Genomic DNA, 14,447 nt, shown 5'->3' on the forward strand with positions numbered 1-14,447 from the left:
TCGTGGTTTTTTTCAGTGGTGTCCAAATATACGGTTTCAACCCTTTAAGACAGACAGCGAGGCAGGGCCTTCGTTAAAGAGCAAGTCGAGAATCGATAAATTGGGTTGAAAGTCAAAGCGATCGCTAAAAACTTGAAGATACTTTTTAGATTGAAACTCAGCAGGAAACTGGTCCGGACTCTTGATTCGTGTCCTGAGATCATAATCAGCGTCGATTTCAACGTACTTGTCTTGGATGGAAAAGTTTGGTTCGAATTTGAGCAGTCTGAGCCACAGGTTTAAGCTTTCGCGAAAGAAGGCGCCGAAATCGGGATGTCGCGCTTCGAAAAGATTGATCACCTTAGGATAATAGTGATCGAAGAAAGGAGAGGAGCGATACGACGATTCCAGGGCTCGCTTGTGCAATCGTATCCACGGCTCATCATAGTCGATAAGAATATTCCCGGAAGGAGTTTTTTCGCCCTTTTGTCCGACCACATTAATGGTTAATGTTTGAACTCCGTTTGCCGAAAGAATGTGATACCGATTGCGTATGGTTTGCTTCACGTAATTCTCGGCGGTATCAAAATATACCTTGTGGCCTTTCGCCATAGCGACAAAAAGTCCAATAGGCGGAATCAAGCTTAACGGTGAAACGATGAGAAGCTCATCACTCATGGCCCACAAGCGAGAATAATCTACTCCAGCGAATTCCCGTTTCAGGATCTTTGCTAAACCAGATAAATACTGCTTTTCCCACGATGTGATCGAAAGGAACGAAGCCCCAAAACCGTGAATCGGCGGAATTGTGGCGGTTATCTCCCATTAGGAAATAGTAATCTTGCTTGAAGGTGTAGTTTGAAGCTACTTCTCCGTTGATTAAAATGGAACCGTCTTTTACAGCTAAATCATTGTGCTCGTAAACATCGATGACTCTGCGATAAAGTGGTAAGTTTTCCATCGTGAGATCAATGGTTTCTCCTGCTTTTGGAATCCATAGAGGACCGAAATTATCTTCTGTCCAACTGTAGTTGGGATGATTAGGAAAGATGTGCAAGTCAGCTTGTGGCCTTTTCATTTCGATTGTCACCGAGTCCACTGAAGACATTCCTTCGACGATCTCCTTCTCTCGATCGGTCAACGGCATTCGGTAAAACCGATTCGAAGCATAAAATTGACGTTCTGCATCTGTTATGTAGATGTCGTATTTCTCTTGAAGTACTTCCACGGAAAGCGCAGATTTGGTATACACTTCATATACGAATTGAACACCATTAGGTCTGCGAATCTGCTCACCATCGATGTGAACGCGTCGATCTATCACTTGGATTTCGTCGCCGGGAAGGCCAATTGTTCGTTTAATGTAATTCTCCTTTTTATCTAGTGGTCGAACGGTAATTCCACCTGTTTCGGCCATTCTACCTTCTTCGGTAATGAATCTCTCTTTCTGTAAGTTTTCTCGACCGAATTGTCGAGCGAGTTGGTAGTAGCTGCTTTCTTGAGCATTTACCACCACGGTATCTCCTTCGGGGAAATTGAAAACCGTAGCATCATAGCGGTTAACATCTCCGAAGCCGGGAAGCCTCATGTAGGGGAGTTTCTGCCATTCAACGTACGACTTGGTGTTGATCACAGGAATCGTATGGTGAGTAAATGGAAAGGTAAGCGGAGTCATCGGCAATCGAGGACCGTAGCTCAGTTTGCTGACAAAAAGATAATCTCCCACCAACAAAGATTTTTCCATCGATGGAGTGGGGATGGTAAATGCCTCAATAGTGAATGTGCGGATGATGGTAGCTGCAATAACTGCAAAGACGATGGCTTCGGCCCACTCTCGGCTTCTGCTTTTCTTTTCGGCTTTGTAATCAGGTAGGCCAATATATTTGATATCATCCTTAAAAGCGATCATTCCTAAAGCTAGGAATGGCAAGAAGATCGCGATCAAATAGTCCTTTGTCGTTCGCATGCCGAAAGCTCTTACCAGCTCTACATGCATGGCTCCAAGCAAAACAAAATTCACCCCAGGTACTATCAGAATCAATAGCCACCACCATGGTTTATTAATGACCTTGAGCCAAACGAATAGATTGTAGATGGGAATGAATCCTGCCCAACTCGGCTCACGGTCGGCCTTTTTGAAAATTTTCCAAAGGCAGACAAAATAGGAGAGGATAGTCAGATAAAAAATACCGTATGCTATGATCATAGTTGAATAAGGTTGTTCATGGAGTAAAAACCGGGTTTCTGTTTAACGAGAAATTCCGCGGCCATTATCGCTCCGAGGGCAAAGCCATCACGCGAAAATGCTTCGTGTTTTATTTCTATTGAATCGATTTCGGACTTGAACCGAACAATATGGGTTCCTTTTACATCTCCTTCGCGGTAAGCCGCAATAGGGAGTGAGCCTTCTTTAGTTTCTTCACCTTTGAGGTGATAGGAAGTGTAGTTTTTGTTCTCGGAAATGACTTCTTTTGCCAGTGTTGTAGCCGTTCCGCTTGGGGCATCTTTCTTTCCGGTGTGATGCCATTCTTCAATTTCTGACGTATAATTGAAGTCATTCATTATTCGCGAAAGCTCGGCAGTAAGATGATGCGTAATGAACACTCCCGGCGAAAAATTGGAGGCATAAAAAAAGCGGCCATTCAATTCGACACAGTTCTGTTCTACTTCATTCATTTCATCATACCAACCGGTAGTGCCTGTAACCAATGGAATAGACTGTTGGAGCACTTCTTTGAAATTTTCAATGGCTGAATTCGGTTGAGTAAATTCAATAGCAGCGTCACAAGAAGGAAGATTGTTGATCTCTGATTTATTTTCAGAAGTAATGGTAGCCACGATTTCGTGACCTCTGTCCTTCGCCAGTTCAGCAATTCGCTTACCCATCCGTCCGTAGCCGATTAGTGAAATTTTCATAGAGACGATTCCAAGCGGTCGAAGTTACAATTTAAGAGATAATGTTATTCCCGTTACCGGTTGAAGTGACGGAGTAACGAAAGGTTGAATATTCATCGTCAAATCTTCGCCCACATCGAAGTAAAACAAATGAGCATCGACATTTGCATCTATGATATTCAAAACATAGATCGCTCCAATGGCGATGTAGGAAAGATCGCGCCAAGTCTTGTATTGACTGATCAACTCTTCGAGTTGTGTACTTGTGAAACCTGTTCCGTTTTCAGTGGTGGGATCACCATCTGTTTCAGCTTTAAACGCGTCTTTGTAAAGGTCGATTTGCTTGAGGTTGTCGTTCAGGTACCAACCCGCTACTGCAAATCCACCATATATGATCGGCACTTTCCAGTATTTCTTGTTGTAAATCTGCCCTAGTCCAGGCAGGGCAGCAGACATGATGGTAGCTTTTTTAGGACTATGAGGTTTTAATTCTGATTCGGTAGCGACTTCAGCAACCGTACCCTCGATTGTGCCACGCTCTACTTCAAGTTCTACCTCCGTAGTATCTGTTTGAGCAAATACCATACTCGCACAGAAAATGATGAGAGTGGAGAGAAAAATGCGTTTTATGAATCTAGTCTTCAAGTGAATCAATGATGCGTCTTAGTTGATCATCTGAGGCAAAGGTAATCTCAATTTTTCCTTTTCCTTTCTGATCGCGCTTGATGTCAACTTTTGTGCCAAATCGATCCATTAAATCAGACTTTATCTTTTGGTGTTCAAAGGAAAGAGGCGCAGGTTTTTTCTTCGCTTTTTTACTTTTAGATTCTTTTCCAAAATCTTCAACTTGTCTTACAGACATCCCGTCTGCCAGAATCTTATCAAATGCAATTAGTATTTCCTCTTCACTGTCAAAAGCCAAGAGAGCGCGGGCATGGCCCATGGTTATCTTTGATTCCCTCAGCGCCATTTGCACTTGAGGAGGAAGTTTGAGCAATCGCAAGTAATTGCTAACCGTGGCTCTTTTTTTGCCGACTCTTTGGCTCATGGCCTCTTGGGTAAGGTTGCATTCTTCGATCAGTCTTTGGTAGGAGATGGCAATCTCGATAGGATCGAGATTCCTGCGTTGGATGTTCTCAACGAGAGCCATTTCGAGCATGGCTTGATCGTTGGCGACTCTGATGTAAGCCGGAATCTCCGTGAGTCCTGCTATTTGAGAAGCACGAAACCTTCGTTCACCACTGATCAACTGAAATCTATCGTGACCAAGTTTCCTGACCGTTACGGGTTGAATGATACCGAGCTGTTTGATGGATTGAACCAACTCCATAAGCGGCTCCTCTTCAAAAACTGTACGTGGCTGGAAAGGATTGGCTTCGATGGACTCTACAGGAAGCATAGCTACAGAACCAAGAACGCGTTCAGCACTTTCGGATCTTACTCCGGAGGTGATGTCGGTTTCGACATTCTCCAATAAAGCACTTAGCCCTCGCCCTAAACCTCTTTTTTTACTCATTTTCCAGTTCAATCATTTTATCCTCAGTCTTAATGCGAGTCAGATCATTCTTTTGAAGAATTTCCCTGGCGAGGTTGAGGTAGTTGATCGATCCTTTGCAAGAAGCATCGTGCATGATGATGGTTTCTCCATGACTAGGTGCTTCACCAAGTCTGGTATTTCTATGGATGACAGTATTGAATACCAGCTCCTGAAAGTGCATTTTCACTTCTTCCACCACTTGGTTGGCCAGTCTCAATCGACTATCAAACATGGTGAGTAGTATACCTTCGATAGCCAAATCAGTATTTAAACGCGACTGAACGATTTTAACGGTATTCAATAGCTTACCCAAACCCTCAAGAGCAAAGTACTCGCATTGAACCGGTATGATGACAGAGTCTGATGCTGAAAGAGCATTGACGGTAATCAAGCCCAGTGATGGTGAACAGTCTATGATGATAAAATCATATTCCTCTTTCAATTCTTGCAAGGCGTGCTTCATCATCTTCTCCCTATTCGGAAGGCTGATCATTTCAATTTCGGCACCTACCAAATCGATGTGAGCAGGGATAAGGTCCAAGTTGGGATTATCCGTATGTATGATGATATCCTTTGGGTCTACCTCGTTGATCAAGCATTCGTAAATGCTGGTCTTGATCGTTTTAGGATCTATGCCTACGCCGCTGGTGGCATTGGCCTGAGGATCGGCATCGACCAAAAGGGTTTTGTGCTCCAGCACACCTAAGCAGGCGGCCAGATTGATAGCTGAAGTGGTTTTTCCTACTCCACCTTTCTGATTGGCAATTGAAATTATCTTTCCCATATTCAAAGTTCGATCGATTCTCCTATATCCATTATCTTCAAGTCCAAACCGGCTTGAGTAAATTTATTTTTGGCTTCCTCCAAATCAATCGTGATCGGAGGAAAAGTATTGTAATGCATCCCAATAATGTTTTGCACATCCACAAATTCGCTTGCTACGATGGCGTCATCTACTCCCATAGTAAAGTTGTCGCCTATGGGCAAAAAAGCCCATTTGACATCAAACTCACGAGCGATCAGCTTCATATCATAAGTCAACGCCGTGTCACCTGCGTAGTAAATGCAAAGGTCTCCGAATTCTATGACAAATCCTCCGGGGTTCCCCATGTAAGTGCCATTGTCCAGAGATGAACTGTGAACGGCGTTTACATATTTCACTTTTCCAAATGGCTGTTGTACTGCGCCCCCGTGATTCATTGGGTGCACGTTATCTACTCCTTGATTTCCTAACCATTGATAAATTTCAAAATTCGTAATCACTTTTGCACCCGTTCTTTTGGCAATACTCACGGCATCGGCAATATGGTCCATGTGACCATGGGTGATCAAAATGAAATCGGCTTCGACTTTTTCAACATCTATATCTGCGGCCAAAGGATTCGGACTAATGAATGGATCGAACAAAATTCGACTATCATTGTGATTAATCCCGAAACAAGAATGGCCGTAATACGTTATCGTCATGAAATCTCTTTAACGAGGTTTAGGAAATTTAAAAGTACTTCATTTCGGCTTTTCAAATGGAGAATTCCAAGCCTTATTTTGCACAGTTTTTTGTTAATCCAGACATCCAAATGATCACCATTTTCAGTGCTACAAATCGTTCAGATAGCAACACCGAATTGATTGCTAGAAACTACAGGAAACTCGCTGAAGATCAGGGTTTCGAGGCCCGGGTATATTCTTTTTGTGACTTGCCTGGAGATTTCCTTTTAGCTGAAAATTACGGAGACTCTCCGGAAAGTTTTTCACAAGTTTTGAAGGAGATGATACAACCTGTTGATCGTTTTGTCTTCATTATACCCGAATACAACGGGAGCTATCCGGGAGTGACAAAGTTGTTTTTAGACACCATTAAGCCAAGTGTATGGCAAGGTAAAAAAGCTGCTTTGGTTGGTGTTGCGACTGGAAGGGCAGGAAATTTGAGAGGCATGGACCATTTGGCAGCTGTGCTCAACTACCTGAAAATGGAAGTGTATAGCCAAAAAATACCGCTTTCGTCTGTGCATCAGCACTTAAACGAAAGCGGTAAAATAGCTCTTGAGGAATACAATGACTTACTTTCCCAACAAATCAAGGGTTTTCTGAAGTTTTAATTAGCGCTTGTCGAGATCGTCGAAAGAAATATCAGTGAACGATTCAACAGGAGACTCTTCTTTTATTTCTTCCTGTTTTACTTCAGGATGATATTCTGAATGCTCTTCATCTGCAGGGTCAATAAATTCATTGTTCCCTGAACGGATATCTTTAATCTTGTCGATGGCCTCTGTCAAGCCATCTCTGAATTTTTCAAAGTCTTCTTTGTAAAGGAAGAGTTTGTGCTTCTCGTAAGAAGGCTCCCCATTTTTAAATTGTTTTTTACTCTCGGTAATGGTGAGGTATAAGTCATTTCCTCGCGTGGACTTGACATCAAAAAAATAAGTCCTTTTTCCGGCTCGTACCGCTTTTGAGAAAATGTCGTCTCGAATCGAATCGTCGTGTTCCGTTGACATAGGTGATAGAAATTAGATTAGTAGTAGTGTAGTGCTGCAAATATACAATTTCAGGTAGAACCTATGAATCTACCGCCTTTTTCTCCTCTAGGAGCTGCTTCTGATAAAGGTCGCGGTATTCGCCATCAAGGGCCAAGAGCTCCTCATGGCTACCTTTCTCAACTACCCTTCCATGATCAAGCACAATGATCTGATCTGCCAACTTTACGGTAGAAACGCGGTGACTGATGAGAAGGGTTGTTTTGCCTTTCATTATCTCTCTGAGGTTGCCTAGTATGATTTCCTCCGTCTCAGTATCAACAGCTGAAAGGCAATCGTCAAAAATGAGAATGTCAGGCTCTCTGGCAATAGCTCTGGCAATGCTCACTCGTTGCTTTTGTCCACCCGATAAGTTGATCCCCCTTTCTCCCAGAATGGTCTCAAATTTCTTTGGAAACTCATCAATATTGTGCTTAACATATGCCCGTTCGGCAGCCTGCTTAATGATTTCAGGACTTACATCTTCAGGGTTGAGCCCAAAACCGATATTGTTTGCAATGGTATCGCTGAATAGGAAAACATCTTGGGGTACGTAACCGATTGAACTTCTCAAGCTTTCAAGATTCAGGGAGTTGATCGGTTCATTGTCTACCAGCAATTGACCTTGATTAACATCAAAATTTCTGCAGATCAAATTGGCAATTGTACTTTTTCCTGATCCGGTTCTCCCTATAATGGCAAGGGTAGAGCCTTGAGGAATGGTGAAACTAACGTCATGCAAAGCTTCAATCCCGCTATCTGGATAAACAAAGTAGACATTTTTAAAATCGATTTTTCCCGAAATGTTGTCTTTATCGTTTCCGGGGTTGGCGATTTCGGGTTCGGTATGGAGAAATTCATTAATCCTTTCCTGAGAAGCAGCAGCTCTCTGAACCAATGAAGTGACCCATCCCACACTGGCAAATGGCCAAGTGAGCATATTCACATAAATCACAAACTCGGCTATATTTCCGATGCTGATTTCTCCTTGTATGGCTTTAATCCCGCCGACGTAGATGGTAATAATAGTACTCAACCCGATTAAGAGAATGATCGCAGGCATAAAAAGAGCGTCAACTTTTACTTGTGAAAGGGAGAGTACCTTATACGTATTGCATTCTCTGGTGAAATCCTTTTGAATGAAACTTTGACGATTATAGGCCTTGAGAACTCGTATTCCCGAAAAGGCCTCCTGTGTTAAGGTCGAGAGTCGAGATTGCTGTCGTTGTACCTTTTCGCTCCTTTGATTGATGATTTTGCTGACGTAGTATATCGAGATAGACAATAAGGGCAAGGGAAGCAAAACATATAGAGTGAGCTCGACATTGACTCTTAGCATGGCGCCGATGGCCAATATGGCGAGGACTACAAGGTTGATGCTGTACATTATCGCCGGGCCGAGGTACATTCTCACCTGACTTACATCCTCGCTAATCCTGTTCATTAAATCGCCTGTGTTATTCCGACGGTAAAAGGCTAAGCTCAGTTTTTGATAGTGATCAAAAACTTCATTCTTCAGATCAAACTCTATCAATCGTGACATGACTATAATGGTCTGTCGAGTAAAGAAAAGAAACACTCCTTTTAGAACGGATACTCCCAAGTAGATGACTGCCAATATGAGCGATAATCGAGTAATCAACCCTGCCAAAGAACTCTTTTCGTTAATGTTGCTGAACACGCTGCTATCGAATCCAAACAGGTCGTTAATCACTTTTACGGAGTAAGGCACCTCTATGGAGTAATCAGAAACCCCATCCCCTTGATAGGCTGCCATGGTTTCAGTCACCAAATTGAATGCCTCTCTTATGAGCACAGGAGCGTAAATTCCAAATAGATTGGATAGAACAATAAACAGCGTCCCAAAGACTATGTGCCATTTATATTTCCAGAGGTACTGATTAAGATGAGCAAGTGCTCTCATTGATTTTCCTTGATTTTCCTCGGTTGAGGTTGATCGAAAAAGCTTACTTTTGAACCTTTAACGGTCTGCAAAGCTAAGTCTAATTGAACCGATAAAAAACACCGAAGTACAGGCAAAGTTCATTCCTTCAATTTTGAAAGAAACAAAGTTCGCTTTCGATTTTCTCTTTGATTCTAAGACTAATCTTGGTCTTAACAGAGAACTTTGTATAGTTTTGCCGGCTGAATTTATTCTCGACATTTTCAAATCAGTTTAAGGGAAAACGGACATGCTCAACCGCCGACACATCCGAATTAAAATTTTGCACATGCTTTACGCTATGGGTCAGTCCGGTGGCAAAACTGTGGCAGCAGCAGAGAAAGAATTATTCCTCAGCATAGAGAAGATGTATGAAATGTATATCTACTTGATGTCGGTAATGACATACGTTAGGGATGTAGCTGAGAAGAAAATTGAGGACAACAAGAAAAAACGTCTTCCTACTGAAGAGGACCTGAATCCAAATATGCGTTTCGTTCAGAATCGCTTTTTGAAGCAGCTGGATGTAAATAAGAGTTTAAATGCAGCTTCTGAAAAAAAGAAAGTTTCTTGGACGGGTGAAGGAGAGTTGATTAGAAAGTTTTACCGCATACTCTTGGAAAGTGAAGAGTATCAGAACTACATGTCGGCCGAAGAGGACAGTTACGCAGCAGATAAGGAACTCGTTATTCGTTTTTTCAAACGTCACTTGATTAATTTGGAGTCTTTCCAATCGTTCTTTGATGAAAAGAGCATTTTTTGGTCAGATGATTTGGATATCGTGGCCTCAATGGCATTGAAAACGTTCAAAAGTTTCGAAGAAGATTCTGATGAATTCACCCCCATTCTTTCACTTTGGAAGGATCCTGAAGATGAGATTGAGTTTGCCAAAAACCTTTTCAGGAAGACTCTTTCTCAAGCGGCAGAGCACAATAAGCTCATAAAAGAACACACAGAGAATTGGGAGATCGAACGAATAGCAATGATGGATATGATTCTCATGCGGATGGCTTTGACAGAAGCTCGTGAATTTAAGCAAATACCGCTGAAAGTAACGCTGAACGAGTACATAGAGATTTCAAAATATTACAGCACTCCAAAGAGCAGCAATTTTATAAATGGTGTTTTGGATAAACTGTTTGCTCAACTAAAAGAAGAAGGAACCATCGCCAAGGTGGGAAGAGGTTTGATCCAATGAAAGTAAAGTATTTAATAGCTTTTTTTATAATCGGACTTTTCGCTAGCTGCGAAGAAAGTGAAAACCGTGCGGTAGGCACGGAGGTGATAGATATACCGGTTCAGGAAGACGGGAGTTATGATGAAGACGAGATCGCAGTCATCAACTTTAGTGAAAAAACAATCGAAGCAGGAAAAATAACACAAGGAGAACTTATTACACACAAATTTGCATTTACGAATACGGGAAATGTGCCTTTGCTCATCTCAAATGTTGACGGCTCTTGTGGTTGTACGATTCCTCGCAGCTACCCAAAAGGAAAAGTGATGCCTGGGGAAGGCGGAGAAATTGAAGTAGAGTTTAATAGCGACGGCAAGGTGGGTTTTCAAAACGTAAGCATTATCGTTTCGGCGAATACCATACCCGCTGCAACGCAACTCCTTATTAAAACAGATGTTGTCGTTCCTGACAACATGAAGTAAAATCAAGAAACAATATGGAACAAGGTGAATTAATCAATATTCTTTTCTGGGTCGGTATTATTGCCGTCTTCTACTTTTTCATGATTCGTCCGCAGGCCAAGAGAGCCAAGGATGCCAAGAAATTTCGCGAAGCACTGGGAAAAGGTACCAAAGTGGTAACCATTGGAGGAATCCATGGTAAGGTGCTGGAAGTTCAAGAAAAGACGGTTTTAATTGACACCATGACCGGTACAAAGCTGAAGGTTGAAAAATCTGCCATCTCTCCTGATGGTGTCAGTGAAGAAGCCATTGCCAAAAAGTAAACCTCTTCGTGTTGGGATTACAGGCGGTATTGGCGCAGGAAAGTCTGTTGTAGCAAAGGTGTTTTCCGTTCTTGGTGTTCCCGTTTTCAATGCAGATGCTATTGCAAAGCAAATTCTCACTTCAGATCCTGAAGTGGTCTCTGCGGTGCGCGGTCATTTCGGAGCAGGAGCATATCGCGATGGCGTACCCGATCGCGACTATTTGGCTCGAGTCGTTTTTAGCGACTCGTCCCAGAGAGAAACCCTCAATTCAATTATCCATCCGGCGGTAGGGACGGCTTTTGAAGAGTTTTGTGCCGCTAATGAGCAATTACCATACGTGCTGAAAGAAGCTGCAATTTTAGTCGAGACAGGCGGTTATGAGCAGCTGGATGCTTTGATATTGGTTACAGCTCCTGAGGCCTTAAGGATCGATAGAGCCTTGAGCAGAGATAAGACTGATCGCGCATCGGTTGAAAAAAGAATTTCTGCCCAGCTCAGCGATGAAGAGAAACGACCTCACGCCCATTTCGAGATTGAAAACGACGATAAGAATCCTGTTATCCCAAAGGTTTTACAAATTCATAACGCAATACTGCGCTCAGCTTAGATGCTAAAGATTATTTTCGCAGCCATAAAATTCAACCCATGAATAAAGTATTTACTCTTTTTACCTTCCTATTCATTCTTTCAGTTTCCGCTCAGGTAGTAGAAACTTCTGTTACCACTGTAGATTTTGAGATGGTCGATTACGGTGAGCCCGAAAACATTTCAATTGAACTTATCAATTTGTCAAATGAAGAAGTTCTAATAGAGGAGATACTGTTTTTTGATATTTACGAGAGTTCTCCCTTTCAAATCAGCGATATTCCAAGTTCTATTCCTGCAAGTAGTATGGTCACCCTGGAGGTCGTATTTGATCCCGTTCACAATATTGACCATAATACCGAGATGATTATTAAAACCTCGGGAAACAGAGGCGCAATTGCCGTAGACTTAAGAGGTGTATGTGATTACCCTGGTGATTACTACGATGACACTTTTGATGAAATAGACGAAGATTTGAAAGAAGCTTTGAGCGATATTTTGAGTGATGGGTACATTACTTTAGGCTATGGCTTAGCTCGCGACAAAATGTACATGGAAATCGATAATCAACGGTTGAATGGACAAGGTTCTGTCCAGAATCGCCTTACCCGATCATATATTGGTACAGATGCAGTAGGCTACACAAGCCGCCAAGACGCTCAGAACAATTATAATCTAAATACGGAACATACCTTTCCCCAAGGAAATTTCAACAGTGCTGATCCAATGGTATCAGATATTCACCATCTTTTTGTGACTGATGTCAACGCTAATTCGACTAGAGGTAATCTTCGGTTCGGAAATGTGGTGAGCGGAGTAGACTGGAGTGAAGGCGGGAGCCAAAGAGGATTTAATGCATCGGGTGAGCTGGTTTTCGAACCGCGTGATGAACAAAAAGGTTTGTCAGCGAGAGCCATACTTTATTTTGTCACCAACTACCAAAATTTTGGAGGGCACCTTTCTGCAGATATGGAAAATGCTATGAGAGAATGGCATTTTGAATTTCCTCCGACTGAGGTTGACCTTCAGCGTAGTGAAGATATATTCGCCTACCAGAATAACCGAAATCCCTTTGCTGAATATCCGCAGATGGTGAATAGAATTTTCTCCTTTCGTACTGACCAAAATCGACCAAATGTTGGTGAGCTGGAGATCAGTCATACCGAAGTCAATTTTGGAACGGTAGTAGGAGAGTCTGCTGATTTTAACATTGTGTTGGCCAATACAGGCGAGCGATTTTTCAGCGTATCGGATATTGAAGTGGGTGGTGAAGGGTTTAGTTTGGCTGATGGGCAGGACGTGAGCTTTGTAATCAGTCAGGGAGAATCTGCTGAAATTAAAGTCAATTTCAATCCTTCAATTGTTCAAGGTCTGTCAAACGGGGCGTTGGTTTTCAATACTAATTTACCAAACTCCGAACCCGTCACTATTCCTTTGACTGCTGACGGTGTTCTTGGCTTGAGCAACCTGACTGACTTAGGCATTGTTCTTCACCCGAATCCCGCTCAAGATGTTTTCCGTCTAAGCGGAAATACTAGCGACATTCAAGCGGTTCAATTGCTGGACATCAGAGGTCGAGAAGTGATGGCTTATGCCACCCCTTCTTCAGTTTATCCTTTGGAATCAGTTGCGAATGGAATCTACCTCGTGAAGGTATATTTCAAGAATGGTTCGTATGGTATTCAGAGATTGGCAGTAGGCCGCTAGTCGAAGTAGAGCATTTTTTGATACCGCCCTTTTTCTGTGTACTTGCGTATAACGAGCTCCAATTCGGGTAGATGTTCGAACGTTTTGATAAGATCATCTTCACTGATGTATCCATCGTTGTTTTCGCTATCCACAAACCCGTAGCCCACCACATGGGTTCCTCTTACGTATACTACAGAGTTCTCGGAGGCTGAACGTCCTTCGTCTACGATGAGGTATTCGGTCTCAGGGAATATGGATTTACCTTCGCCTTCGAACGCCGAGGTCAAATCAAGAGTGGGGGTGTTGTGCTTTCCATTCTTGATATAATCAATTTCGATACCCGAAGTGCTCGAGAGCTCTTTAAAATAATCCAAACCTTCAAAAAAGCTCGTGAAATAAAGTTCGGCTTTTTGATCTTTCCTGATTTTCTCCAAGGTAAGTTTGACTACCTCTGCTTCTGACTTTAGGTAAGCCGCAAATCTAGGCTTGATGCTAAATTTGCCTGCATTGAATTGAGGTTTTTCGTTCAGAACTTCATAAGCCTCGTCAAGCTGAGAAAGCAGGTCGCTACCAAGTGGAGACCAGTCAATGCGGTGAAGATCTTTAAGAAGGTCTTGACCCGATTTACTGTCAACTTCCGAGAGTTTTTTGCACACATCGGTTAGCATATGTTGAGAGCGCTTTACGTAGACCACCTCGTCTTTCTGATTGTAAAATCTAAATACACCACTTTCATCGGGAATGGAATCAATCAGTTCTTCGTCAATAAGCGGACTCGCAATCATTGCGAAATCAGGTTTTCCAAAATTGAGATCAAACAGATCTTTTTGACTCTCCTTTTGGATGATTTTCTCAAAAAGTATGGTAGTTGCTTTTGCATCTACACCAGCCCTATGATGACCTTCCAGAGCGATAGAAAGTTCAGCAGTTATTTTACCCAAACTATACGACGGTAGTCCGGGGAATGCTTTTCGGCTCAACTGAACCGTACACATTTTACGGCGGCTAAACTCCATACCGATTTTGCGAAATTCCTCTCGAATAAAACGATAGTCAAAGTTTACGTTGTGAGCTATGAAAATTGTATTCGCTGTAAAACGGTCAAATTTTTCCGCTATCTCGCTGAAAAGCGGAGCATCTGCAACCATTTTATCAGAAATGCCCGTCAAGCGCTGTACGAATGGAGGTATCGGACGTTCTGGATTAACCAGGGTTTCGAAAGTGTCAATTACTTTCTCACCATCATGTTTAATAGCGGCTATTTCGGTGATCCGACCCGTGTTTTTATTTCCACCTGTCGTTTCAATATCTACAATTACGTACATCTCTTTAATCAGTGCAAAGGTATTTAATCCGGGCATCCT

At 42.5% G+C, this 14,447-nt stretch carries 16 protein-coding genes; 6 read left to right on the forward strand and 10 right to left on the reverse strand.

What is annotated here, in order from left to right; genetic code table 11:
- Window positions 1–36: 36 nt before the first annotated feature.
- The 7 genes from O3Q51_09055 to O3Q51_09085 are packed head-to-tail and all read right to left on the reverse strand — an operon-like array spanning window position 37 to window position 5,878.
- The gene (locus O3Q51_09055) at window positions 37–657 is read right to left on the reverse strand and encodes a WbqC family protein (GenBank protein ID MCZ4408954.1); all 621 of its coding nucleotides are present in this window, start codon (window positions 655–657) and stop codon (window positions 37–39) included.
- Window positions 650–2,185, reverse strand: a complete 1,536-nt coding sequence (gene lepB, locus O3Q51_09060) for a signal peptidase I (protein ID MCZ4408955.1) — start codon at window positions 2,183–2,185, stop codon at window positions 650–652. Before lepB ends, O3Q51_09055 begins: the two co-directional genes overlap by 8 nt.
- Window positions 2,182–2,895 (reverse strand): 4-hydroxy-tetrahydrodipicolinate reductase, encoded by a 714-nt coding sequence (gene dapB / locus O3Q51_09065; GenBank protein ID MCZ4408956.1) that lies wholly within the window; start codon window positions 2,893–2,895, stop codon window positions 2,182–2,184. The genes lepB and dapB overlap by 4 nt, the downstream gene beginning before the upstream one ends.
- Before the next feature lie 24 nt (window positions 2,896–2,919).
- Window positions 2,920–3,519 (reverse strand): DUF5683 domain-containing protein, encoded by a 600-nt coding sequence (locus O3Q51_09070; GenBank protein ID MCZ4408957.1) that lies wholly within the window; start codon window positions 3,517–3,519, stop codon window positions 2,920–2,922.
- On the reverse strand, window positions 3,509–4,390 hold the full coding sequence (locus O3Q51_09075) for a ParB/RepB/Spo0J family partition protein (protein ID MCZ4408958.1): 882 nt from the start codon (window positions 4,388–4,390) through the stop codon (window positions 3,509–3,511). The genes O3Q51_09070 and O3Q51_09075 overlap by 11 nt, the downstream gene beginning before the upstream one ends.
- Window positions 4,383–5,195: an AAA family ATPase gene (locus O3Q51_09080; GenBank protein MCZ4408959.1), complete on the reverse strand. Its 813-nt coding sequence runs from the start codon at window positions 5,193–5,195 to the stop codon at window positions 4,383–4,385. The genes O3Q51_09075 and O3Q51_09080 overlap by 8 nt, the downstream gene beginning before the upstream one ends.
- Window positions 5,196–5,197: 2 nt before the next feature.
- Window positions 5,198–5,878, reverse strand: a complete 681-nt coding sequence (locus O3Q51_09085; protein MCZ4408960.1) for a metal-dependent hydrolase — start codon at window positions 5,876–5,878, stop codon at window positions 5,198–5,200.
- Window positions 5,879–5,934: 56 nt separating this feature from the next.
- On the opposite strand from O3Q51_09085, the gene O3Q51_09090 reads away from it, so the two are divergent.
- Entirely contained in the window at window positions 5,935–6,510 is a 576-nt protein-coding gene (locus O3Q51_09090; protein MCZ4408961.1) for an NAD(P)H-dependent oxidoreductase, read from the forward strand.
- Here the strand turns inward: O3Q51_09090 and O3Q51_09095 are convergent, their stop codons facing one another.
- Together O3Q51_09095 and O3Q51_09100 are read right to left on the reverse strand one after the other, a co-directional pair.
- Complete coding sequence (locus O3Q51_09095; protein MCZ4408962.1) at window positions 6,511–6,906, reverse strand: DUF3276 family protein; 396 nt, start codon at window positions 6,904–6,906, stop codon at window positions 6,511–6,513. It lies immediately after the preceding gene.
- A 61-nt stretch (window positions 6,907–6,967) separates the two neighbouring features.
- Window positions 6,968–8,848, reverse strand: coding sequence for an ABC transporter ATP-binding protein (locus O3Q51_09100; GenBank protein ID MCZ4408963.1), 1,881 nt, complete (start codon window positions 8,846–8,848; stop codon window positions 6,968–6,970).
- Between the two features lie 268 nt (window positions 8,849–9,116).
- On the opposite strand from O3Q51_09100, the gene nusB reads away from it, so the two are divergent.
- Genes nusB through O3Q51_09125 form a run of 5 tightly spaced genes read left to right on the forward strand, consistent with a single transcriptional unit; the run spans window position 9,117 to window position 13,101 of the window.
- A complete protein-coding gene (gene nusB / locus O3Q51_09105) occupies window positions 9,117–10,064 on the forward strand; it encodes a transcription antitermination factor NusB (GenBank protein ID MCZ4408964.1) in 948 nt (315 codons plus the stop codon).
- Window positions 10,061–10,525: a DUF1573 domain-containing protein gene (locus O3Q51_09110; protein MCZ4408965.1), complete on the forward strand. Its 465-nt coding sequence runs from the start codon at window positions 10,061–10,063 to the stop codon at window positions 10,523–10,525. Before nusB ends, O3Q51_09110 begins: the two co-directional genes overlap by 4 nt.
- Before the next feature lie 14 nt (window positions 10,526–10,539).
- Window positions 10,540–10,827 carry a preprotein translocase subunit YajC gene (gene yajC, locus O3Q51_09115; GenBank protein ID MCZ4408966.1) on the forward strand — a complete coding sequence of 96 codons (288 nt, stop codon included), beginning with the start codon at window positions 10,540–10,542 and terminating at the stop codon, window positions 10,825–10,827.
- Window positions 10,814–11,416 (forward strand): dephospho-CoA kinase, encoded by a 603-nt coding sequence (coaE, locus tag O3Q51_09120; protein MCZ4408967.1) that lies wholly within the window; start codon window positions 10,814–10,816, stop codon window positions 11,414–11,416. Before yajC ends, coaE begins: the two co-directional genes overlap by 14 nt.
- A gap of 38 nt (window positions 11,417–11,454) precedes the next feature.
- The gene (locus O3Q51_09125; protein MCZ4408968.1) at window positions 11,455–13,101 is read left to right on the forward strand and encodes an endonuclease; all 1,647 of its coding nucleotides are present in this window, start codon (window positions 11,455–11,457) and stop codon (window positions 13,099–13,101) included.
- On the opposite strand, the gene O3Q51_09130 is transcribed toward O3Q51_09125, so the two are convergent.
- Window positions 13,098–14,444, reverse strand: a complete 1,347-nt coding sequence (locus O3Q51_09130) for an exonuclease domain-containing protein (protein MCZ4408969.1) — start codon at window positions 14,442–14,444, stop codon at window positions 13,098–13,100. The two genes, O3Q51_09125 and O3Q51_09130, sit on opposite strands and share 4 nt — an antisense overlap.
- Between the last annotated feature and the right edge of the window lie 3 nt (window positions 14,445–14,447).

The organism is Cryomorphaceae bacterium 1068, assembly GCA_027214385.1.
Classification (GTDB): Bacteria; Bacteroidota; Bacteroidia; order Flavobacteriales_D; family Cryomorphaceae; genus JAKVAV01.

Excerpts from the sequence above, each read along its gene's own strand:
- O3Q51_09090 (MCZ4408961.1), top strand. The coding sequence starts at position 5,935 with ATGGAGAATTCCAAGCCTTATTTTGCACAGTTTTTTGTTAATCCAGAC.
- O3Q51_09085 (MCZ4408960.1), bottom strand. The coding sequence starts at position 5,878 with ATGACGATAACGTATTACGGCCATTCTTGTTTCGGGATTAATCACAAT.
- nusB (MCZ4408964.1), top strand. The coding sequence starts at position 9,117 with ATGCTCAACCGCCGACACATCCGAATTAAAATTTTGCACATGCTTTAC.
- O3Q51_09075 (MCZ4408958.1), bottom strand. The coding sequence starts at position 4,390 with ATGAGTAAAAAAAGAGGTTTAGGGCGAGGGCTAAGTGCTTTATTGGAG.
- O3Q51_09055 (MCZ4408954.1), bottom strand. The coding sequence starts at position 657 with ATGAGTGATGAGCTTCTCATCGTTTCACCGTTAAGCTTGATTCCGCCT.
- O3Q51_09100 (MCZ4408963.1), bottom strand. The coding sequence starts at position 8,848 with ATGAGAGCACTTGCTCATCTTAATCAGTACCTCTGGAAATATAAATGG.
- lepB (MCZ4408955.1), bottom strand. The coding sequence starts at position 2,185 with ATGATCATAGCATACGGTATTTTTTATCTGACTATCCTCTCCTATTTT.
- yajC (MCZ4408966.1), top strand. The coding sequence starts at position 10,540 with ATGGAACAAGGTGAATTAATCAATATTCTTTTCTGGGTCGGTATTATT.
- O3Q51_09110 (MCZ4408965.1), top strand. The coding sequence starts at position 10,061 with ATGAAAGTAAAGTATTTAATAGCTTTTTTTATAATCGGACTTTTCGCT.
- dapB (MCZ4408956.1), bottom strand. The coding sequence starts at position 2,895 with ATGAAAATTTCACTAATCGGCTACGGACGGATGGGTAAGCGAATTGCT.
- O3Q51_09095 (MCZ4408962.1), bottom strand. The coding sequence starts at position 6,906 with ATGTCAACGGAACACGACGATTCGATTCGAGACGACATTTTCTCAAAA.
- O3Q51_09080 (MCZ4408959.1), bottom strand. The coding sequence starts at position 5,195 with ATGGGAAAGATAATTTCAATTGCCAATCAGAAAGGTGGAGTAGGAAAA.
- O3Q51_09130 (MCZ4408969.1), bottom strand. The coding sequence starts at position 14,444 with ATGCCCGGATTAAATACCTTTGCACTGATTAAAGAGATGTACGTAATT.
- O3Q51_09125 (MCZ4408968.1), top strand. The coding sequence starts at position 11,455 with ATGAATAAAGTATTTACTCTTTTTACCTTCCTATTCATTCTTTCAGTT.